Genomic DNA, 21,404 nt, shown 5'->3' with positions numbered 1-21,404 from the left:
CTGCCGAAGGACACCGCCTGAATCCCTTATGAAAAATCAATCGGCCGCATCGGTGAAAGGACGCTATACTTTATTATCTTGCCATAACCTTATTACAGGATATGGATCAAGATATCGAAGCACTTTTTCAAAACCATTATCAATATTATGCGACCGTCGGTATCGAAACGATTAAACAGCAGGCCGGCCAGGTAGAGCAGGTCAGCATAGACTATCAGGGAAGGGTAATCTATGAATTGCTGCAGAACTCTTTCGATAAAGCCCTGAAACAAATAAAGGTGCTCGTTAAAAACGGCAACCTGTATATAGCCAACGACGGCACCCGGTTCACTTACAGAGAAAATTATAACTATCAGCAAGGCTCCGATATCCGCGGAGATTTTCAGGCGCTTTGCTCGATATCCACCTCCGATAAGGATGTTAATACCAGCATAGGCAACAAAGGCGTAGGTTTTAAATCCGCATTTTCCGTGTCTTCTCATGACTATGCTGATATACATACCGACGGAAATATCATCGGCAGGGATAACGTGATCATTCGTCGGACCTTGGTGTCGTTCAGGATATACGATACTTTCAAGGATGCAGACGATATTCCGGATCAGTTAGATATGGTAACCGCCGATAAACTCAGAGAGCAGATCGGTAAAGCGAACCTTCACAATAAAGATAAAGGGGTACCCGGTTATTATTATCCTATTTTATTAAAAGAACGCGATGCCGTGGTGTCCGGGTTGATGGACGAGGGCTTCGTTACCGTGATCCAGGTTCCACTTTCGACCGGCGGTATTACGGATATGGCACGCTTTTTCCGTGATATCAGCGGCATCAATTTCCATTTCATACAATTGCGCGTCAATAATCCGATCACAATCCATTTTGAAACCGAGGGTGCCGAAAATTTGACCTTCCAAAGGGGGATTCAGGAGAGTGAACCAGGGCTGCTCTTTCATTGCCCGGTAAATGATAACTTAAAAACATTAGCGCAAAATGCCGGCATTAATCTCAGGCAGCCAAGGGTAGCGGTCTATTTCAGAACTGGGCTTGATAAACACGGAGAAACAGGCAAGCTTTACAACTACCTACCGACGACGATAAGCTCACCCTTTCATTTTGTAGATCTACATGCCGACTTTCACACCTCCGTCGATCGGACAGGCATCAACTGGGATCTTAAGATAGGCGCTTACAACAAAGCCTTATTAGAAGCATGCACCGAGCTTTTATGTTACGCAATAAACAGTTATCTCGATTCCACCCACAGGCAGAAGCTAAATTACCGTTATATCGATACCAGGGAACTGGCGACAATGGCGAATCTTGATTTTAAGTGGTTCTATCTGAAATCCGATGGCGGCCTAGATACATTCCGCACGGTTCGCAGGATACTGGATATTGGGAATAACCGGTATGCCATAGCATCCACTCTGCTAGCCAATATTGCGTTGAAGTTTTTCCGTTCCGCACCTCAGGGTGGCAAAGATGCTTACACCAGTTTTTTTAATCACGTGGCAGGTTTTACGGACAATTTTGCAAGGGGATACGGTGGCTACAGGGAGCGCACCACCGAATTTAAATTACAACTAGCAAAAGACCTTGTCCGACTAAAAGCCCAGGTAATTCCCGAGGGGCCTGAAGGCCCCGTGTCGATTACCGACGAAATCATTTTTCGAGATAACAGAAACGATCTGGCCAAAGTTCCGCCATTCATCGGCGTAAACCTGACCTCGTTCGAAGTGCCTGACGAAGAACTGAAAAAAGGGCTCGGCATCAAAAATTTTAATGATCGTAACGAGATCCTTAAATATTTTCGCCAGGTGTCGCCAACGGGCAATTTCAGGGACAAAAAGAGTGCGTACACCGTCGATGAACAGCGATTGCTATTAAGCAGTATCGCTTCGATGATGGGCAGGAATACGGAAACGATCGTCTCGACCCACCGCTATTCAGGCTACGTCAATTCCAGAGGCGACAATAACAGCGTTGCCGACCTGGCGAATTTCGCACTGTCGACCATATTTCTGAGGACAACATCGAAGGTTTACAAACCGGCGCAACTATGCGCCAATGACGAAATCGACCTTAAGTTTCTTCCGGAAATGCCGGAGGGCGTGCATGTCGATACTTTTCTTAAGTATCTCGGCGTCTCCTTTAATCGGGAATACCGTTTCGTCGACAAGCCCATCAGCGACAGATTGATGAAAGGCCTTGATTATATCCCGGCGATCTCGGTACGGCCGGGTGGAAAAGATGATCAACTGGTGTATGCGAATATCGTCAGGCATGCCAGGATCATCTACCGAAAAAAGGAAGTACACCCGGCCGTGATCAACAACCAGTATTCATTTTTAACTGAAATGAAGACCTACGAATTCAAGGAAGAAGGTATTCCGTTGCTTGTCAGGAATTATGATTCTTTTCCGAAAATCTATCTTGATATGCTGCTGGCGGTATGCCGTAAAAATATGGCTGTGAAGAAAAACGATATGGTCAGGTTCTATCAGCAGGTTTTTCGGCCCTTCCTTAAAAAACTTAAAATATGCCTTGTCTCCGAACGCGGCGAACTGAAATTCGTCAATGCGGGAACGCCGGTTTTCATCGTGACGAGCGAGGATGATTATAGACTCGCCATTCAGCGCGATATCCCGGTGCTCTGCTTTTATGTAAGTCGGATCATTAATCCTAAAGATGACAATCTGAATGGGACGATAATCATCTTCAGGGAGGGCAGGCTCCACGTCGCCGATCCGGTCGATAAAACGGCTTACTTCAGAACCTTGCTTGAAAAGAGGATGTTTTATTTATTGAAAGAGATCTCGATTTTAAGGCTAACAAATCTGGATTATTTTGAAAGCCCGGAATTGATTGTTCAGTTATCGGCAAAACTGGCCTGTACCAGATTTATCGAGGCTTCATGTCTCAAACGGGAAATTCATTCGGATTACTTCGAAGAGCCTGTTCCGGACGTTCGAGAATTCGACGCGGATAAAACAACAGTCTATATGCTCAGGGACCTTCAGAAAAGTGGCGCGGCGCAGGCGATCGCCAAAGGTCTGCTTACTAGCCATCAATATGCAGGTGCCGTCGAATTGATTATCTTCCATAGAAGCGATAGCTCCCTCGAAGTACTATATGGAAAGTATAGGGCCGATTACGAAGTATTTCAAAAAAAATGGATTACCAATTATTCCGATCGATTTGCTAGGTTTGTAAGGAAGATCATGTCCACCGCTGGAATAAGCCGGCCCAATAACGACCCGGCGTGGTACCGGTACAATATGCAACACAGAAGCCAACTCCTGCTGGCCATTTACGAGAAGGGTGATCTCGGTCGTTTGATTCAGATTATAGATGGGATCAAGGAGACCTTCGATAATGGTGTTTTCTTCTATTTCGCATTGGACATCGACTATAATATGTACGATGAACGCATCGCAAGGCTCAAGCTGATTATCGATGCACACCCGGGAGATGTGGCGGATTCGTTCGCTAAGCGGGTCAAGGCACTGATCGGCAAACTCGGAATCGATGACCCGCTGGACAGACTGGAAGGTGAGATGAGAGTCAGCTATCCGGGAGCATTTGTCAATGGATCGGAAGGTGAGCGCCTCCGCGAAACTAAGGAGCAGGTCGGTATAGAATCGGCAGTCGAGCGGATCTTCAAGAGCTTTCCGGGCACTCCGGAACGAACGCAGACGCTTTTCCACACTGGGGAAAATACCGTAGTGCAAGTAGATATTAAGATGAGAAAGGTGATTTATCAGGGGAAAGATCTTCCCGGACAAGGTAGCGAAGAAACGGGGGCCAGCGGCGAGGTCGACGTTCTTCTGGTGATGATCCGCCACCTGTTGTTAAAGACCGTGCTTGAACGAAAGAAGGCGTTGAAGAAGGTTTACGAACTGATCCTTGAAAAGTCGAAAAAGGATGATGCCACGATTAAAAAGAAGCGGGACATCTACAATAACTGCCTACATTGTGTCGACGACGATCAGGCCCTTACTAAAGCGCTGATCCCTTTTTATTATGTAACTCTCCATGATAAGTACGCCTTTGCGGATTTGTTCGCCTGGTATGACGGTCGGGCAATGGTGATCGAAGTTAAGTCGACCACGAACGCCAGAAAGGGTGATTTTACCTTATCGGGCAGCGAAGTCAACGAAGCGATGGGAAACAATAATTACATGATCGTCCGGGTGACTCCGGAGGAAATGATTTTTCTCGGGAACCCAATCTTTGATATAAAAGAAAAGCTGACAAAAATCGAAGGGACCAATTTCGAGATCATTCCTACCGCCTATAACTTTAAATATTTCAAAACTGAACCATGATTAAATCAATCAAGTGATCTTTTCCGACTCTTCCTGGGCTGGGAAAAACTTCAGTGAAATCTTAAGACACGGTTTGGGTTTGAAGGATGTATTGTCGATTTTAAACATTGCCAACTGGAGGCCGGTACGGCGGCCTCCAGTTGCTTGGAACGGCTGATGGATGTGTCGCCGAGGTTAGTGGACAGGCTTTCCCTGTCCTGCATGATCTGGCCAATCTTTTCTGACACCATCTTAGCGGTATTCCCCGCTAGTTGGCCGACCTCCATATCGTCGACAATGTTTAATACCACATCAGCAGCCTCGCGACCGTATTCTTTGCGCAAAGTGCTGGTCATATGTGCATTTTTATATAGCAATCCCCATTTATGGCGCTGAGCGTGTGAATTACCTCTGCCAGTACCCTTGTCCTTCCGCAAATCTAAAAATCATTATGCACAAACAATCCTGGTCATTCATCAAAAGATTGTTTTATTGAAGGCATAGGCAAAAGATTTTGCGCAAAATCACTGATATCCTCCCGATGCTCTAACAGTTAAATCAATTATCCGGTAATATTTTATAAACTGCGACATGTCAAAACCGCGTTTATGGTGTTCAACTGCTTTAATCATGTATTTGGTAGATTATAATTACATTCGCTATCGACTAAAACTTTATTAACGATTAATCATACATGGAACAAGGTCTGAAACTGATCGCCATTAAACCGCTATTGCATTGCGCCCCCAAATTTCTTAGGGTCCTTAATCCTGGCGAGGTTTATTATTTATATCAAGGTTATAAAATTTCGCCACACACGAAAACACAGGAAAAGATCACCTTACCGCAAACCACCGTACCTGCCATATTCGATATTGGCCACATTAAAGTCGAACTCAGTGCCATCGTGGGGAAGAATGGTTCCGGAAAAAGTAGTCTCGTAGAACTGTTTTACGCCATACTCTACAATATCGCCCATCGACTGGATTTTATTGAAGAAGGAGATGAAGAAGGTGAGCCATATTTGAAAGAACCAGATGTGTTTGCTGACATTTATTATCAATTGAACGGTACCCACTATCGCATCCGCTCAGTGGGCAGCCAGCTATTATTAAACGAGTTTAACAGCAATGGCATAGGTTTTAAAAAAAGCCGAGGCATCCGCAACCTTAATCAATTAAGCGCCCTTTTCTATTGCATCGTAATCAATTATTCTCAATATTCCCTGAATAGTCGAGACCTGGGTCATTGGATAAAAGCGATATTTCATAAAAACGACGCATATCAAACTCCGATAGTGCTGAACCCTTTCCGCAAAGAAGGCAATATCGACATCAATACGGAGACTTACCTGGTCCGTTCCCGGCTGTTGGCCAATATCATGGAGGGAAAGGATTATGCACTCTGGTTCAATTCCGAACAAAAAATACCGGAAAGACTGATTTTTGAATTAGATGAAGATAAACTAGGTTATAAACCCGAGGAAGAAAAACGAAAGGAGCTTTTAGAACATTACGAAACGTACTGGCCTGATACGGACCGGGCTATTATTGATCATTTTTTTTCAGGTAAAAAAATAGAACTCGGCAATGGCGAACTGGAGGAATTTGCCAAAAAATATATCCTGTTAAAACTGGAAAGCATTTCCCGGAAATACAAACCTTACTGGCGCTTCCGGGATTTTATGAATCCTGAGAGCGACCAGTTGCGTCCGTTTGTTGCTAAACTCAAAGGTGATCTCAGCCACGTTGCGTACAAGATCAAGCAGGCCATCCACTTTTTGTACCTAACGACACTTCCCAAATTAAAAAAAGGGTTTGCGCGCAGCGTTTTCGGGTTGATACAACGTATTAAGGCGGCGCGCGAAAAAGAAGCGGGCTTACCTATCATCGAACTTATACCACCTTCATTTTTCAAAGTCGATATCGAGTTTCATAATAAGCATGACCGCTTCAACTTGTTGAGTTCCGGCGAAAAGCAAAAGATATACGCGTTGTCGTCCCTGATCTATCACCTTAAAAATCTTAACTCAGTGAAAGTCGACACCACGAACATACCTCGTGCAGAAAAACTGGTCAAGTATCAAAATATTAACATCATTTTCGACGAAGTAGAACTTTACTATCACCCCGAACTGCAGCGTCGTTTTATCAAAGACATGTTCGATAATATTCGCGCCGCAAAGTTAAATGATATCAAAGCCATCAATTTTCTTTTTGTGACCCATTCGCCTTTTATCCTGTCCGATATTCCCAATAACCATATTCTTTACCTTAAAGCCAAACAATACAAGACCGAACAACTTGCTCAGGTCGCTGAAACCTTTGGCGGCAATATCCATGACTTGCTTGCCAACAGTTTTTTCCTGGACGAAAATGGATTTATGGGCGAATATGCCCGGCAAGTTATCACCTCGGCGTTTTATTATTTATCACCGGATGACAGAAAATCTCAGAAAAAACCGGAACTGGAGATTGAATGGGACGAACTGAAAGTACGCAGCGTGATAGATATGATCGGCGAGCCGCTCATCAAACGCAGTCTCAACGAACTATTTACTGATAAGTTCCTGCCAACAGTTAGTGAGATCGACCGCGAGATCAAGCGCCTGCAGGGCTTAAAAGCCGCCAAACAAAGCCAATCGCAACCATGAGAGCTATCGCTATCAACGCTGTCAAACAAGTGATCAGCCATTTCAGCAAAGACATTAAAACGCAGCAAACAGACATTGAAAATCGGTTGCAGGAATTGATCGATACACCACTTACGGATAACCGTCAGCTGAGATACGCCCGGCTCCTTAAAACCAAGGCAGCGAAGATCATTACCGCGGAGCCTAAAGATCTACTCAAGATGCAGGCTGAGTTTGACCGGATCATCCATGCTGATGATATGGAATCCGATGTCTATGAAACTTTCCGGAAACAGATTCTTACCAAACTTCGTTACAGCCACCGACGGAGCGTATTCTACCCAGCCTATTTTGGACGGATCGGAATCAAGGCCTGTGTTTACTGCAATGCCCAATCCGCTTTGACCATCACCCGGAAAAAAGAAAAGGACACCGATGAAACGCGGCTTCAGGCCAAGTTCCAGGTCGACCACTATCTGGCGAAAAAAGCTTATCCCTGTTTCAGCATCTCTTTATTCAACCTCTATCCAGTCTGCAGCAGTTGCAATAATGTGAAAGGAACCAAAAAGATCGATTTCTCACTATACGTAGACCAACCTGCCACCTCAAATTTTAAATTTTACCTTGAAAAAGGCAGCAAGGGCAAATACCTGAACAGCCGCGACCTTCAGGATGTAAAAATATGTTTGGATAGCGGCAATAAAGCCTTACCCGCCGATTACTCCGACTACGCCACTCTTTTTGAACTGGAAGGTATTTATAAAGAGTATAAGGACGTAGCCAGCGAATTGATCTTAAAGGCCGAGGTTTATACCTCCGACTACAAGCGGACCTTGTTAAATAGTTTTCAGAACTACATGAAGGCCGAAAATATTGACCGCCTCATCACCGGCAATTACACCGCAGAAGAAGAAATTCATCAAAGACCCTTAGCCAAGTTCGTCCGCGATATCAGTATTGATGTAGGACTGATCGAAAAGAAATAACCAACGAGTATTTCCAAAATTCATATAATAGCTTAAAGTTGAGGCTGTTATCATGATTTATTTTTTAGGCTATTTTCGAGTTCAGAAAGCTGTTATTGATAGACGCATAGGAAATAAAAAAAAACGCAATAAAATAGTTCGAGTTTAGTCCTGTCGGGGCTGTTTGACACAACTAATTTGGGCAGCCCCAACGCGACTAAATTCGAACCAATTTGCAAAAGAAGTTCAGGTTTTATCTGTTCTTTCTTACTGATTCTACAATATTACATATGAACCAGGTACATGAATTTTAAAAATTTTCACGCGGGGGCTAATAGGTTTATTTAAGCTTTGCGGTAACTACAAACTTCCGGTTTGTATTATGAATAATAATAGGTTCAATTTCTTTTTGGACGAGTGAGTCAATTATCCTGCATATGCTTTATTGTCAATGGATTGATAATTTTAGAAATCAAAAGGTAATCGACTTTTTTGAGTGGGCTACCAACTCGGCTAACATCTGAATCGCAAATTGCATGAAACTGATTTCATAGTGGCAAGTAGCCCTAAACCTAATATTTTTATTAGGATGTAACCAAATGGTAAGTCGTATTCCTGCCACCTCCGGGTTCTTTTTCCAGTATGCCTTTTTCAATAAGGTCTTGTATGTCCCTTAAAGCCGTATCAGGCGAGCTTTTTGTCATTTTTGCCCATTTGGTACTGGTCAGGCTTCCAAAGAAATCATCCAGTAAAGTGGTGATCATATACTGTTGCCGGCTATTGAGCGCGGTATCACGATTGCGTTCCCAAAATTTAGTCCTGTTTACGACGGTGGCCAAAGTTTTTTCCGTATGATCCATCGCATGAAACAAACAATCCAGGAACCAACTTAGCCAGGTCGTTATATCCAGCCCTCCTTTTTGGGTTTGTTCCAGTATATCGTAATAGGCCGTTTTTTCACGAAGTATTTGCGCAGACATACTATAAAAACGTTGTGGTGTGCCGTCGGCGCGGGCAAGCTGCATATCCGTTATTGCTCTCGTTATACGGCCATTACCATCATCAAAGGGGTGTACGGTTACAAACCATAAATGCGCTACTGCCGCTTTTAGCACCATATCAGTCATTGGTTCCGAATTGAACCATTTTAAAAATGTTTCCATTTCAGCACCCAGGCGTTCCGCTTCGGGTGCTTCAAAATGTACTTTTTCCTTACCCATTGCGCCCGAAACGACCTGCATCGGCCCGGCTTCCGGCGTGCGCCACGCGGCAACCGTTATTTTATGCATTCCGCTTCTACCGGTTGGAAATAAGGCAGCATGCCAGTCGTACAGGCGGTCGGCTGTAAGTTCATCTGTATAACGTTGCGTTGCATCCAGCATCATTTCCACAACGCCTTCTACACTACGGTCTGCGGGGACAGCTCCGGCTAGTTCTATCCCTAATCTGCGTGCTATGGATGAGCGTACCTGTTCGGTATTTAATTTTTCTCCTTCTATCTCGCTGGATTTGGTTACATCTAGTGTAAGGGTATCCAGCACTGCTGTTTCCCGCAATTTAAAACCAGCAGAACTCATTAGGCCTAGTATACGCCCCTGCCTGTGGCGTACTTCTCCAAGCCGCGTCAGCAAAGCTTCCGTGTTCCAGGTAAAATTTGGCCATCCCTTTAACTGATGTATATACATATTCTCCGCAATTATGCGGTAAATGTAGCCATTATTCTCCGCATTTCAAATTATAATCCGCAAATTTGCGGATTATAAAAATGTTATTCTCCGCAAACTTTCTTTTTACACTTAAATACAAACAATTACTTAAATAAATTTGTATACACTAAAATAAAAATTGTATATTTGTATACAGGTAAAATTAAACATGGAAAATACAATAGCAACGAACTTGAACCGCATCCGTAGATGGAAAAACCTCACGATGCAGGAATTAGCCGATATGGCCGAGATTTCGAAACAGGCTATATCACATTATGAAAATGGTATCCGGCATCCTGAAAGCCATATACTCATCAGGCTTGCCAAGGCATTAAACGTTGACCTCGGCGATTTTTATGAAGATAAGGACGTTGAGATACAACTGAACAGTGTTTATTACCGACAGGGCAGCCATTTAAGCGATTTGGAAAATCAGGTAATTAAAGACTTTGCCAGTGCTTACATTAAGGATTACCTGGAACTGGAAGAAATTTCAGGCGAGCAGGTGTTGTTTGATAATCCGATTAAGGATCAAACGATCGCTAATCCTACTGACGCATTAAAGGCGGCTAAAGAGCTTCGGAAGAAATGGAAATTAGGCGACGCGCCTATATACAATATAGCGCACCTGTTGGAGCGTAAGGGCATACGGGTTTTTAAGGTTTTGTTCAATGTGAACATTGAAGGCTTGTCGGGCTGGGTTAACCATAACAGGATACCTGTCATCATGATTAACGCCCGTCAACAGGATATACCGAGAATGAGATTTACCCTTTTGCACGAGGTAGGTCACCTCTTACTGGCCATCAGGGAAAACACTACGGAAGAAATGATCGAAAGAATCTGCGACACCTTTGCAGGGGCGGTATTATTACCGGAAGAAATTGTTATTCAGACTTTCAGCAGGGGCAGAACGCGGGTTTCGATGGCCGAGTTGCGGAATATCAAAGAACTGTACGGTATTTCTATTATGGCCATAATGGTTAGGGCGAGATCGAGTGATGCCATTAGTATAGATCAGTTTTGCAGATGGCGGGAATCGGATTATTTCGGTGTTGATTCAGGAATGTATCCCGGTGAGGAAGAACCTAAAAAGTTTTTTCAAATGCTATACAAATGCCTGAGTGAAAACAAAATCGGTTTTGATAAGGCTGCCAAATTGAGTAAAAAAAGCGAGTTCCATTTTAGGAAGGAGTATTACGAAAACTTAGAATACGTTTTTTAAAATGAAAAGCTACGTTATAAATGATTTGCACTTTGTCCTTGTAATCAGCCGCATAGGTGGTATTATCAATTACCTGACACCGAAAGAGATCTGTTTTTATATAACGGATTACAATTTTGAAATGAAATGTACGGCCATCGAACAAAAACAGGCCAGGGCAATGATCGCTTTAGGTTTGCTTAAAATCATATCGCTGTCTGCCGACCAGGTTAAAGAATCGTTTCGGTTGTTTAATATTTATAAACCGAAGTTTATACCGGAAACCATTTCTTCGATTGTAGTGGCGCAAGGCTTGAACTTAACACTGGTGAGCGACGACATCCTGCTTACCAGTACGGCCGGTAAAGAATTAAAAACAAGGGTGTCAAGTTATAGTAACCTGGCTCAGAATCTGGTAGGGATTGTATTCGATATGGGCGGGAATGTGGACTTGGAAATATTAAATATGTATATATAAAAAAACCAGGAGGAAAAATCGCCCTGGCTTGTAAATGCAAAAAAGCATAAGCCTAATTAGCTCGTGTCTTTAAAGTATGTTACGATGTGGTAATCAAAACTACTTTCTTTTTTGCAATTCTGCAAGCTGACGACGAATTTTCAACTAAAAAACGCTGATTTAGCGCGGTTTAGTTCCTGAATGGTCGGATTTAACACTTATTAAATTAAAAATTAAGCAAGTTACTGAATATGATTCAGCCTGCTGCCGAAATGATACGCAGCACTTTAACACAATTTTTAACGGTTTTAGCAGCGCAATTTTAACAAGCTGCCTGCTTCGCCACAATTCAGTAATCGGTAGCGCAATCGTGCGTTACCCTGTTTTATAATAATTTAATAAGTAAGTACATTATGGAAAATATCAAAGAACCGCATGAGGTTCAACATTTTGCAACATCAGTTAATGAGATTGAGCTTCTGTTTCACGAGCCTAAAGTTAGCGGGTTAGAACTGATGGAAAAGGCTGACCTGAAACACATCGAATGCCTGGAGCTATTTCAGCTTTTTGAAGATAACTTCAAAAAAATAGCAAAGGATGAAATCGTTGATTTATCAGCAAAAGGGTTTGAGCGTTTTGTTACTAAAGAAGCCGAATACAGGGGCTATAGTGTAAACAATGATCCGGAAGTTACGGATAAACGTGAGCTGACCCCGGTGGAAATATTAAAACTGGCTGGCCTCGACCCGGAAGAGCATTTTCTGATTCTGGTTAACAAAGACGGCACTAAGGTTAGTTACGGGCATCAACCACAGGTCAAGATAAAAATTCAATGCGGCGGTATGCACTTTGTCACCGAACGTAAGGATTGCATAGTTGATATTGAGCATTGCTTTAACTGTGGCGTTATACCTGTCATAGCTTTTAAGTACATTATCAAAATCAATACCACACCGTTCACGGTTGATAAACCCGCTATGACTGGCCGTGAGATACTGGCCTTAATCAATGAAACCCCTGAAACCTACTATTTAAGATATAAGCATAAAGGGGGGGCTAAAATTGTCGAAGCCGACGAGGTAGTTGATTTCACAGCCTGTGGTATTGAAAGGTTTAGTGCCAAAGCCAAAAATTGTACAGAAGGTCGCGTTAACAAACGCGACTTTCTTTTACCGGAAGAGGATATTAATTATTTGGAAGAAAAAGGTATCGCGTACGAAACTGTTCTCAATGGTGAAACGCAATGGGTTATTTTACGCGGCTATGGTATACCTGCGGGTTATAACCATGCTAACCCTGATATAGCCATTCGCATACCGCAAAACTATCCCATTGCACCGCTCGATATGTTTTATATGTATCCAAACCTGGCAAGAACCGATAATCAGGCCATAGGCGCTTTATCTCCGTTAACCATTGAAGGCAAATCTTACCAGCAATGGTCAAGACACCGAACCGCAGCTAATCAGTGGGTACCCGGTGAAGATAACCTGGCGACCCACATTGCGCTAATGAACCATAGTTTGCAACAAGAATTCAACAAACGATAACGATGGAGTTCCACTTAAAAATGACCGGTGACAGCCACCGGCAACTGAGGGAACATCTTTTCCCCGGTGATGAAAAAGAAGCCATCGCGTTTGCATTATGTGGCCGTCACATTACAAGTAACCAGAAATGGTTACTTGTACATAGGCTATTGTTTATACCACATGACGTATGTATCAGGAAGGGTGACTTTATAGAATGGCCGACGAACCTGATTGACGATCTGGTGAATGAAGCTGCCAGAAAGGGAATGGGTGTTTTAAAAATACACTCCCATCCGAAAGGTGATACCAGTTTTTCTGAACTTGATGACGCTTCTGACCGTATTATCTTTCCGTCCATTTATTCGCTGATGAACGATACGGAGCCGCACATGAGCGCGATAATGTATGAAGACGAGTCCATTATTGCCAGGGTGGTAACACCGGGTAATGAGTTTTTAAACGTTGAAAGAATTACCGTTGTAGGGGATACTGTTAAATTGATGCGCAGCAAGAATGAGTTTACCACCCATGCTGCCTCGCTGCGAAATCAACAAACATTTGGCGAGGGTACGGTATCTCTTCTAAAGGACATGACGGTCGTAGTGATTGGTTGTTCGGGTACCGGTAGTATAACTATTGAACAGTTGGCGAGATTAGGAGTGGGTAAATTAATAATCGCGGATTCAAAACCAATCGACTATAAGAACCTTAACAGGATATTAAATTCTAAAGAAGAGGACGCACGTTACAAAAGGCCGAAGGTCGATGTTTTAAAAGCGGCGATCACCTCTTTCGGGTTTAATACGGAAGTTGAAATATATCAGAGCCTGTTACAGGAAGACCCTAGGCTGATCAATGCCGCTATAGGTGCCGATTTCGCGTTTGGATGTGTTGATTCGGTTGAGGGACGCAGCATTTTAAACTCCCTGGCTACTTTTTATCTTTTGCCATATATAGATATGGGTGTAAAATTAGTTGCAGATAAAAAGGGCGGTATAGATGAAATATCGGGTTCAGTGCATTATTTACAGCCGGGTAAATCATCCTTGCTTTCAAGGGGTGTTTATACATTGCAACAGTTAAGTTCAGAAGAACTAAAAAGAACCAATCCTGAAATGTATGAGGAACAGCGTAAAAGAGGCTATGTGGTAAATATGGATGTGGAAAGTCCGGCTGTAATTTCTATCAATATGCAGGTTTCGTCGCTTGCCGTATTGGAGTTTTTAGCCAGAATACACCCATTTAGGTATGATCCCAATAAGCGGTTTGCACAAACCGATATAACGATCAGCGAATGGGAGATCTGGCATTCCGAAGAGGGTGAGCCGGATAGATACCTTGCTAAGTTTGCCGGGCGCGGATTGATGCAGCCATTTTTAAATTTATCATCACTACGCATGTTATGATTAAAAAACTGTTTTTCTTTTTAAAAGTTCAATACAGACGAATCGTTTTACGTAAGCCTTTATATATCAATAAATATGTAGAAACGATACCGGAAAATTTGAAGCCGGGCATATTATATATAGAAGGCAGCGATGGTAAATATTGGTTTGCCGCTTTATTGTGCCCTTGTGGTTGCGGAAAAGAGATCAACGTTAACTTGGACAGCGATGAATCACCCTGCTGGAAGCTGGGTGATTCAAAATGCTCAGATTTAACTCCATCTCTTTGGAAAAATAATGGCTGTAAAAGTCATTTCTTTTTAAAAAAAGGAGAGATCAAATGGTGTTAAGTGACCAGTTATATTTGAATTATAATCAAATCCATTATGATGTTTGACCACAACTACTTATTACAACTTATTGCTGATAGCGTAGAGGAAAATCCGGAGCTTGAATATAAAGCGGCGGGTGCATTGCAGCGTGATGATAAAAAGGTCATGGAGATCACTAAAGATGTATCTTCGTTAGCAAACTCAAACGGTGGCGTATTAATTTATGGCATTGCTGAAAACCAAAATAACAAGCGTTTCCCCGAAAAAATAGATCCGGTTGACTGTAAGTCAATTAGTAAAGAATGGCTGGAACAGGTGATTAACGGTAAAATTCGGCCACGCATTCACGGGCTGAAAATCCACGTTGTAGCAATACCGGGAAATCCGGATCAGGTGGTTTATATTTTGGAAATTCCTAAAGGTGAAACCGCACACCAGGCCGATGATAAAAAATATTATCGCCGCCATAATTTTATGGTAGAGCCTCTATATGACCATGAAATCCGGGATATTATGGGCAGGCAGAATAGCCCGAAGATAATGGTAGACTTTGAGATAGTCAAAATTGAGGATTATATACAAGTTGTTGGCGGAAAGAAATTTTTTCACTACTTCCTAAATGTTTATGCCCAAAACGTTGGCCGGTTATATGCGAAGTATATTAACGTTACGCTTACCGTGCCCAAAAGGTGCGTCAATCTACAGAAATATGAAGGGCAAAACGAGGCATTAACGCAGTTGCAATTAGATAACAAAGTAAGAGATCTGGTTGAGCCGAATGCTGAACGCTATTATCAAGGGCCAATTGCTAAGCCTAAACAATATGGCCCGGCGCGTCATGAGCCCCTTTTGCCGGGTATGCGTACAGCAATTGGCCAAATACCTATTCACGAATATTCGACAGATTCGGGCAATACTATCAGTTGGACGTTATATGCTGATAATGCAGAACCAACAGCCGGTGAGGTAGAATTCTGTGATGTAAAACGATAATGAAACATTGATTACAAGAAATATGCATCCATCTGATCAATACCTGCTTATAACATAAACAGCAAGTTAGGGGCAAAAAAAAATCGGACAAAACTTGATATTTCAAGTTTGTCCGATTCGGTAGCCCAAACAAGACTCGAACCACTTAGGAGTTTAGAGTACCCAAATCCATCAACTGGACTAATAAATAGTTCGAAAATAATCTCATAGGGATCGCCATAATGTAACCTATGGGATTCGAACCGTAATGAATAAACCGAATTAGCGGGAGACTAAAACTATAGGTTGTAAAAGTAGTTATTCTTAAAAACCTACCTATGGCAACACAAAGCAAATATTTCAAATTCCGTGGACGTTTCGATTTCTCACCACACCGTTTCGAGATCGGCAACCCGATCATACAGAATAAGGCTTTGTCAGATAACTTCTTTCTAAATAAGCTCTACAAGCTTGGTAAAGAAGAATTTTCATCGTACTATAACTTTCACCTCATTTACTTTTCAAAGTGCAATCCTGAGCAGGAAGAAGAGTTTTTTTATCATGTTACAGACATTGTAATTAGTCGCATCGCCTTCTTTAAAAAAAAAGATCCGTTTTCGTCAAGTTACCCCGATCACATGGCAACGGCGAGGCAATTGGAAGCTTTCCTATATTTCTTGAAGAAAGTTGACCGCTGGCATAAACTCGCGCCTATAGAATCAGTCGTAGCAGAAAAAGACCGGATGATCGATCAGCTAAACGGCAGAATAGCTGATCTGGAGGCACAGTTAAAAGAGTCCACTAAATATGATGCAGGCGAAAAGATCGTCATTGACAAAGGTAGCATATCTACTTTCATGAATCTCGTACATCAAATACAAGATCTAAAACTACCAAACAATAACCGGCTCGCCCGTTCCCAGGCACAAAGCCCCTGGTATAAAATGATTGCCAAATATTTCAAACATGGTGATAAAGACATCTCCATTGATACTGCGCATAATTACTTCCCGGCGAATAAGGACGACAAGCCATCCAAGTACATCAATATTGCAGAAGACGACAAGCTTTTCAAAATCGTTCCCAAAGAGAAAAAGTAAACTACCTGTCCAAATCTGACTAAACGCCTCCATTGGTCATTCATTTTGCCATTTCCCTCTTGACATTTGAGCTATAGTGTTCACAGGTAACTATTGTATACCGCCTTTGAACCGGTTTAATATTTACCCAAAACAACAGGAGGATCAGTGATGAATTTGGAGATTATCACCAAAGAAGATTTAATGGAGTTCAAAAGCGAGCTGCTAACCGAGATTAAAAAACTCGTTCAGCTGGACGGACAAGCTACGTCTAAGAAATGGCTCAAAAGCAACGAGGTCAGAAAGCTGCTGAAGATCTCGCCTGGCACCTTGCAAAACCTGCGAATCAACGGTACGCTTCGCTTTACCCGTATCGGAAGTATCATGTACTACAAGCTGGAAGATATCAACAAGCTTTTGGAAGGAGGCATTCAATGAGAACCAAGCTATCGAATGCAGAGCTTACCGGATACGGTAAGCTGCTGCGCCGCATGAGCAAAGACGAGCGGCTCAATGCAACGCATGTCAGCCTGTTTACAGGCTTGTTCGTTCATTGGCAAAGGAATGGCTATGCCAACCCTTTTGCAATCACCAGGAAAGAGATGATGGCGTTCAGTAAGATCGCCTCGATTGCCACTTACCACAAGTGCATTAAAGAACTGGATGCGTATGGCTATATCCGTTACCAGCCCTCTTACCATCCCAAACTCGGCAGCCAGGTTTACTGGCCTGCCGGTTGGGAGATTTAAAAGTTATAGCGATAGCTGGTTATACAGATATACAACTAAGCATATAACCAGCTATCGGTATAACAAAATAACCGGTCTGCAAAGCAGACCGGCGGCGAAGCAATGTCCTCGCGCAGAAAGCGGGGGGAGCAAGCGGAAGTCGGGCGCACCCGACTTTTTCCGCTTGCCCTGCGGGGCAAAGGCGTTTTGCGTATACCTGCGGTATACTTTACCCCCCGCTTAAAGCCATAACAATAAGAAACAGTATACCTGGCGGTATACTAAGAACGAAGAAAGTGTATGAAGGCTACGAAAGATGAAAATGTGAAAACGATCAGGTTCCCGGTCAAGACAGACGAGAAGCTGCAAATACTGGCTAATAAGAGCGGACTGACCAAGCTGGATTTCTTTATCCACATGGTGGATTATTTCTATAAGTCAAAGAAAGATCCAAGGGACCTGAATGATGAGTTGCTGAAGAATGCGATCAATAAAAAGACCGATAATATCGTTGCTTTTATCAAGACGCAGGAGCAGGATTTGTTAATCCCGATGAAGAAAGATTCTGAAAAGATAGTCACCGTACAAGGCAAAATCGTGGATGCCTTTAACCAATCTGTGATCAGATTTAATGATGAACAGAGAGTCATCAATCAAAGCCAGGCAGCCAATATGACTAAGATTGCCGAGTACATGAGACGGATTGACCTGATGCAATACGACAAGGCCGAGCTTAAAAGAAAGTTTATGGAAACACTGGAATTCTACAATAGGCGCAGGGACCAAATGTCTATGATGACGAAGCAATCGGAAAAGGATGAATTGATCGCTCACGTCCGTGCAGAGGTCAGCAAGCTGTGAGCAATGAAAGTTGATAAACTATAATATCGAACCCAGAGAAGAGAAAAAAGCCTTATTAATGAAATATCATGCACATCAACATCACGAAAAGCGCAACCGGGAACAACAAAGGTAGCAGCAGCCAATTGGTAGCTTACCTGGAAAAAGAAAACATGATGGCCGAGCAGTTAAATAAGAACTACCAACCTGAATACTGGTTCAACCATGAAAGGCATGATATACATCCTTACGAGGTAAGGCTGGGGATAGATAATAACGTCGCAAAGCTTTCTAAAGACGACGCGAAGTTCTTCCTGATTAATGTTAGCCCAAGCGAAAAGGAAATCCTATTTCTGAAAACCAAATATGGAGAGGAGGATGCTAAAGCGCATCTGATTACCTATACAAATCAGGTGATGGATGCTTACGCCAAGAACTTTAAACGTGATGGTGTTAATGGCAATCAGGATCTGGTGTATTTCGGGAAATTGGAAAATAACCGTTACTACACTTACAAAGATCTGGAATTCAGGAAAGGGCAGGCCAAGAAAGGCGATATTAAGCCAGGTGAACAAATGCATGTGCAAATTATCGTTAGCCGTAAGGACGCCAGTAATAGCATTAAACTAAGCCCATTAAATAATTCAAGAGGCACGAATAAATCACATAGCCAAAAGGTGGGACAGTTTGACCGGGTTGCTTTTAAGCAAGCTACAGAAAGCTTATTCGACAATATGTTTGGTTACAACCGGGAGGTCAAAGAATCGTTTAACTACGCGAATGCCTTAAAGCATGGTTCATACGAACAAAAGGAAGAAGTAAGAGAACCGCAAAGGGCAGAACAGGTTATGAAATTTGGTTACAAACAGGGTTATCATGGCAAAGGTGTATTAGAAACATTATTGGACAATAGCGGCAATATCAATATTGCGCCAACATCTGATGATAGCCGGTGGAAGAAAAAGAAAAAAAAGAAACCGGGGCAGGATCAGAGCCGTGGCCCGAGCCGATGATGGTTTTATATGAGATATTCCAATTAAAATAATTCCCCTTACACTCGCTGTTTGGGGAATTAAACCTAAACCTTATCACAATAGGACAAAAGAATTTTGCCCTGGTACAAAGATATTAATATTATTGGGAGCGTTTATAAGCCGATCCGGCTGCGGCAGACGGCTGCGTGTCACCACGCGCTTAGCGCCAGGTTCCATGCCACCGTCCGCCTCGCCTCCCGCACATGCAGGAGTGTTCGTACCTCACATACCTGCCCAAGCCCAACTTCTGAATTATGGAATTAATACTTACCGAGTGCTGATCAGATTAGTTATTAATTAACAATCTAAGGTGTCAGCTATTGGCAAATATTGGAATTATTGAGAGCAAAAGACTTTACTCTGAACGGCGAAAGTCGCTTAGCTTTTCTTTAAAATAAGCGTTGGTTTCAGCGTCTGTGCAAAATATGTAGCACCCTTTCATCCCCCTGGTCATTAATGCGCGATAAGTATTTTTAATAATGCTATCGATAAAATCCGGGCCGGATTCCGGCTGCTTAGCCAAGTAGCTCTTGTAATGATTGGTAGACTTATCTGATTTAGCTCTTTTAGATGCGTCTGTAATTACTTCGCCATCGCGAATAATCAGATCAGGTCCTATGACTACACCGATATAGTCGACCTCCAATCCCTGGCAAGTATGAATACATCCAATTTCATTTACGGACTCCGGGCTTATAATCCATAAACTACCATCGGTAGTCAGGTTCCATCGGATACGAAAATCATAAGCAGGCATGTCTATGTCATATACGCTGGGATCTTTTTTACTGATCCAGTTCCAACAATAGCCAGCAACCATTCTGGCTTTATTATTTACCTTATTCTTTTCAAGAATTAATTCTCGAAGCGAAGTTGGCGAATCCAAAACCCGGAAATCATAAGCTAATTCAGCGATGTTATCGTTAGCGGTTTCCCGAATATCGAGTACCTGATCCAGCCAGGCCAGATAACCATCGGAACCATTACAGCGAAACTGGGATGATAGCTCTACTTCAATAATTTTCGCACCTGCTAAATTGCCCCATTTATAAATTTCCTGTTTATCGCCAATGTCTTTAAGCGTTACCCGCTGATCTTCATCGATAAAGAAGATGCTGGTTTTTGACGACCTTATCAGTTCCTTGATCTGATTTTCTCCCTGGTTACCATAAAGACCGCCCTGCGCATTGAGCCGGTGAGCCTCATCTATAATTAATGCATCGAATGTATCTGGCAAAACATCTATATAAACCCCCGAGCCTTTAAAAAGATTGCGTATTGCTGTTGCGCGTAGTGTACCGCTTAGTTTAGCTTCATAAACTGCACGTGGCGCTGCGTTCTTTGAAACATACTGCGCTAACAAGCCCAACTTGGTTAAAGCCACTAACAAATTAATGGCGACTACAGATTTGCCCGTGCCTGGCCCGCCCTCAACAATAAGGATTTGCTTTTCTGATTGGTGGCCTTTGACTAATGCCAACGCGGTCTCGTAAACCACTTTCTGCTCATCAATGAGCACAAACTCTTGTTGCCCCTTGAGCATGGCGGCCAGACTATCCGCCAATGCTTTAGATGGCTTAATTTTACCCGAATCAATACGGTAAAGAATGTCTGTCGTATCACCATATTTAACATGCTGCTTGATAAAGTCCTGCAATTTTTTGGCGTCGTATTTTAGGAACACGGGAGCCTTGTCTATGTACCCCTGATAGAACGGGTTTAAAATAACATCATCAGGCGGATAGTTATGCAGGTAAGCACAGGGTATCAACCCGATATTTTCGTCGTAAATAGTTTGATTAAAGCCTTGAAGTAATGTAGCATATGACCACGCCTGATAAGCCGGATGACTGGTTAAAGCCTGTCCATGTTCAAATCGGGTACTTACTAATCCGTCTTGTCCTGTAAGTTTTGCTTCACTCCATTGTTTTAATTCAACCAGGATGACCTGATCTTCACCATCTGCATTTTGACCGGACAGAATGAAATCAATACGCTTACCGGTTTGAGGTATCTGATATTCTATAGAAACTCCGCAGTTATCTGGAATAGCGTCATCTCTTAAAATCCGATCCATATAGTGCATGGATTCACGCCATGAACGGATTTCATTTTTTTGGCTACGTTTTTGAAGTTTTTTCCTGTAAAAATCGTGAATGATATTTTCTATATCATTGGAAAAGACATCGTCGAGAAACTGCTTTTTTGAATTCTGATAGACGATCATT

The 21,404-nt window shown here is 42.6% G+C and carries 17 protein-coding genes; 14 read left to right on the top strand and 3 right to left on the bottom strand.

Annotation, left to right across the window (positions count from 1 at the left end):
* Positions 1 to 101: 101 nt before the first annotated feature.
* Positions 102 to 4,328 (top strand): sacsin N-terminal ATP-binding-like domain-containing protein, encoded by a 4,227-nt coding sequence (locus tag PQO05_RS20040; protein ID WP_273629219.1) that lies wholly within the window; start codon positions 102 to 104, stop codon positions 4,326 to 4,328.
* Between the two features lie 50 nt (positions 4,329 to 4,378).
* Here the strand turns inward: PQO05_RS20040 and PQO05_RS20035 are convergent, their stop codons facing one another.
* Entirely contained in the window at positions 4,379 to 4,663 is a 285-nt protein-coding gene (locus tag PQO05_RS20035; RefSeq protein ID WP_273629218.1) for a hypothetical protein, read from the bottom strand.
* A 338-nt stretch (positions 4,664 to 5,001) separates the two neighbouring features.
* On the opposite strand from PQO05_RS20035, the gene PQO05_RS20030 reads away from it, so the two are divergent.
* Positions 5,002 to 6,960 (top strand): AAA family ATPase, encoded by a 1,959-nt coding sequence (locus PQO05_RS20030; RefSeq protein WP_273629217.1) that lies wholly within the window; start codon positions 5,002 to 5,004, stop codon positions 6,958 to 6,960.
* Complete coding sequence (locus PQO05_RS20025) at positions 6,957 to 7,925, top strand: hypothetical protein (RefSeq protein ID WP_273629216.1); 969 nt, start codon at positions 6,957 to 6,959, stop codon at positions 7,923 to 7,925. The genes PQO05_RS20030 and PQO05_RS20025 overlap by 4 nt, the downstream gene beginning before the upstream one ends.
* A gap of 563 nt (positions 7,926 to 8,488) precedes the next feature.
* On the opposite strand, the gene PQO05_RS20020 is transcribed toward PQO05_RS20025, so the two are convergent.
* Positions 8,489 to 9,589, bottom strand: a complete 1,101-nt coding sequence (locus PQO05_RS20020; RefSeq protein ID WP_273629215.1) for a Fic family protein — start codon at positions 9,587 to 9,589, stop codon at positions 8,489 to 8,491.
* 190 nt (positions 9,590 to 9,779) lie between these two features.
* Between PQO05_RS20020 and PQO05_RS20015 the strand changes: the two genes are divergently transcribed.
* From PQO05_RS20015 to PQO05_RS19965, 11 genes are all read left to right on the top strand, one after another.
* Complete coding sequence (locus tag PQO05_RS20015; RefSeq protein ID WP_273629214.1) at positions 9,780 to 10,838, top strand: XRE family transcriptional regulator; 1,059 nt, start codon at positions 9,780 to 9,782, stop codon at positions 10,836 to 10,838.
* Position 10,839: 1 nt separating this feature from the next.
* Positions 10,840 to 11,295 (top strand): hypothetical protein, encoded by a 456-nt coding sequence (locus PQO05_RS20010; protein WP_273629213.1) that lies wholly within the window; start codon positions 10,840 to 10,842, stop codon positions 11,293 to 11,295.
* Between the two features lie 392 nt (positions 11,296 to 11,687).
* Positions 11,688 to 12,824: a multiubiquitin domain-containing protein gene (locus PQO05_RS20005; protein ID WP_273629212.1), complete on the top strand. Its 1,137-nt coding sequence runs from the start codon at positions 11,688 to 11,690 to the stop codon at positions 12,822 to 12,824.
* A 2-nt stretch (positions 12,825 to 12,826) separates the two neighbouring features.
* Positions 12,827 to 14,212 carry a ThiF family adenylyltransferase gene (locus PQO05_RS20000; protein ID WP_273629211.1) on the top strand — a complete coding sequence of 462 codons (1,386 nt, stop codon included), beginning with the start codon at positions 12,827 to 12,829 and terminating at the stop codon, positions 14,210 to 14,212.
* Positions 14,209 to 14,541 carry a ubiquitination-like system serine protease family protein gene (locus tag PQO05_RS19995; protein ID WP_273629210.1) on the top strand — a complete coding sequence of 111 codons (333 nt, stop codon included), beginning with the start codon at positions 14,209 to 14,211 and terminating at the stop codon, positions 14,539 to 14,541. The genes PQO05_RS20000 and PQO05_RS19995 overlap by 4 nt, the downstream gene beginning before the upstream one ends.
* Before the next feature lie 36 nt (positions 14,542 to 14,577).
* Positions 14,578 to 15,516 (top strand): AlbA family DNA-binding domain-containing protein, encoded by a 939-nt coding sequence (locus PQO05_RS19990; protein ID WP_273629209.1) that lies wholly within the window; start codon positions 14,578 to 14,580, stop codon positions 15,514 to 15,516.
* 317 nt (positions 15,517 to 15,833) lie between these two features.
* Positions 15,834 to 16,595 (top strand): hypothetical protein, encoded by a 762-nt coding sequence (locus PQO05_RS19985; RefSeq protein ID WP_273629208.1) that lies wholly within the window; start codon positions 15,834 to 15,836, stop codon positions 16,593 to 16,595.
* Positions 16,596 to 16,745: 150 nt separating this feature from the next.
* On the top strand, positions 16,746 to 17,012 hold the full coding sequence (locus PQO05_RS19980; protein WP_273629207.1) for a helix-turn-helix domain-containing protein: 267 nt from the start codon (positions 16,746 to 16,748) through the stop codon (positions 17,010 to 17,012).
* Positions 17,009 to 17,323 (top strand): hypothetical protein, encoded by a 315-nt coding sequence (locus PQO05_RS19975; RefSeq protein WP_273629206.1) that lies wholly within the window; start codon positions 17,009 to 17,011, stop codon positions 17,321 to 17,323. Before PQO05_RS19980 ends, PQO05_RS19975 begins: the two co-directional genes overlap by 4 nt.
* Before the next feature lie 279 nt (positions 17,324 to 17,602).
* Entirely contained in the window at positions 17,603 to 18,163 is a 561-nt protein-coding gene (locus tag PQO05_RS19970) for a BfmA/BtgA family mobilization protein (RefSeq protein ID WP_273629205.1), read from the top strand.
* Between the two features lie 68 nt (positions 18,164 to 18,231).
* A complete protein-coding gene (locus PQO05_RS19965) occupies positions 18,232 to 19,155 on the top strand; it encodes a DUF5712 family protein (RefSeq protein WP_273629204.1) in 924 nt (307 codons plus the stop codon).
* Between the two features lie 376 nt (positions 19,156 to 19,531).
* Here the strand turns inward: PQO05_RS19965 and PQO05_RS19960 are convergent, their stop codons facing one another.
* Positions 19,532 to 21,403 (bottom strand): DUF2075 domain-containing protein, encoded by a 1,872-nt coding sequence (locus PQO05_RS19960; protein WP_273629203.1) that lies wholly within the window; start codon positions 21,401 to 21,403, stop codon positions 19,532 to 19,534.
* Between the last annotated feature and the right edge of the window lies 1 nt (position 21,404).

Origin of the sequence: Mucilaginibacter jinjuensis (genome assembly GCF_028596025.1) — a bacterium.
GTDB classification, from domain to species: domain Bacteria; phylum Bacteroidota; class Bacteroidia; order Sphingobacteriales; family Sphingobacteriaceae; genus Mucilaginibacter; species Mucilaginibacter jinjuensis.
This window is presented reverse-complemented; position numbering and strand designations above follow the sequence as displayed.

What these genes read in the sequence shown, in the direction of transcription:
- PQO05_RS20040 (WP_273629219.1), top strand. Translation starts at nt 102, where the DNA reads ATGGATCAAGATATCGAAGCACTTTTTCAAAACCATTATCAATATTAT.
- PQO05_RS20035 (WP_273629218.1), bottom strand. Translation starts at nt 4,663, where the DNA reads ATGACCAGCACTTTGCGCAAAGAATACGGTCGCGAGGCTGCTGATGTG.
- PQO05_RS20030 (WP_273629217.1), top strand. Translation starts at nt 5,002, where the DNA reads ATGGAACAAGGTCTGAAACTGATCGCCATTAAACCGCTATTGCATTGC.
- PQO05_RS20025 (WP_273629216.1), top strand. Translation starts at nt 6,957, where the DNA reads ATGAGAGCTATCGCTATCAACGCTGTCAAACAAGTGATCAGCCATTTC.
- PQO05_RS20020 (WP_273629215.1), bottom strand. Translation starts at nt 9,589, where the DNA reads ATGTATATACATCAGTTAAAGGGATGGCCAAATTTTACCTGGAACACG.
- PQO05_RS20015 (WP_273629214.1), top strand. Translation starts at nt 9,780, where the DNA reads ATGGAAAATACAATAGCAACGAACTTGAACCGCATCCGTAGATGGAAA.
- PQO05_RS20010 (WP_273629213.1), top strand. Translation starts at nt 10,840, where the DNA reads ATGAAAAGCTACGTTATAAATGATTTGCACTTTGTCCTTGTAATCAGC.
- PQO05_RS20005 (WP_273629212.1), top strand. Translation starts at nt 11,688, where the DNA reads ATGGAAAATATCAAAGAACCGCATGAGGTTCAACATTTTGCAACATCA.
- PQO05_RS20000 (WP_273629211.1), top strand. Translation starts at nt 12,827, where the DNA reads ATGGAGTTCCACTTAAAAATGACCGGTGACAGCCACCGGCAACTGAGG.
- PQO05_RS19995 (WP_273629210.1), top strand. Translation starts at nt 14,209, where the DNA reads ATGATTAAAAAACTGTTTTTCTTTTTAAAAGTTCAATACAGACGAATC.
- PQO05_RS19990 (WP_273629209.1), top strand. Translation starts at nt 14,578, where the DNA reads ATGATGTTTGACCACAACTACTTATTACAACTTATTGCTGATAGCGTA.
- PQO05_RS19985 (WP_273629208.1), top strand. Translation starts at nt 15,834, where the DNA reads ATGGCAACACAAAGCAAATATTTCAAATTCCGTGGACGTTTCGATTTC.
- PQO05_RS19980 (WP_273629207.1), top strand. Translation starts at nt 16,746, where the DNA reads ATGAATTTGGAGATTATCACCAAAGAAGATTTAATGGAGTTCAAAAGC.
- PQO05_RS19975 (WP_273629206.1), top strand. Translation starts at nt 17,009, where the DNA reads ATGAGAACCAAGCTATCGAATGCAGAGCTTACCGGATACGGTAAGCTG.
- PQO05_RS19970 (WP_273629205.1), top strand. Translation starts at nt 17,603, where the DNA reads ATGAAGGCTACGAAAGATGAAAATGTGAAAACGATCAGGTTCCCGGTC.
- PQO05_RS19965 (WP_273629204.1), top strand. Translation starts at nt 18,232, where the DNA reads ATGCACATCAACATCACGAAAAGCGCAACCGGGAACAACAAAGGTAGC.
- PQO05_RS19960 (WP_273629203.1), bottom strand. Translation starts at nt 21,403, where the DNA reads ATGATCGTCTATCAGAATTCAAAAAAGCAGTTTCTCGACGATGTCTTT.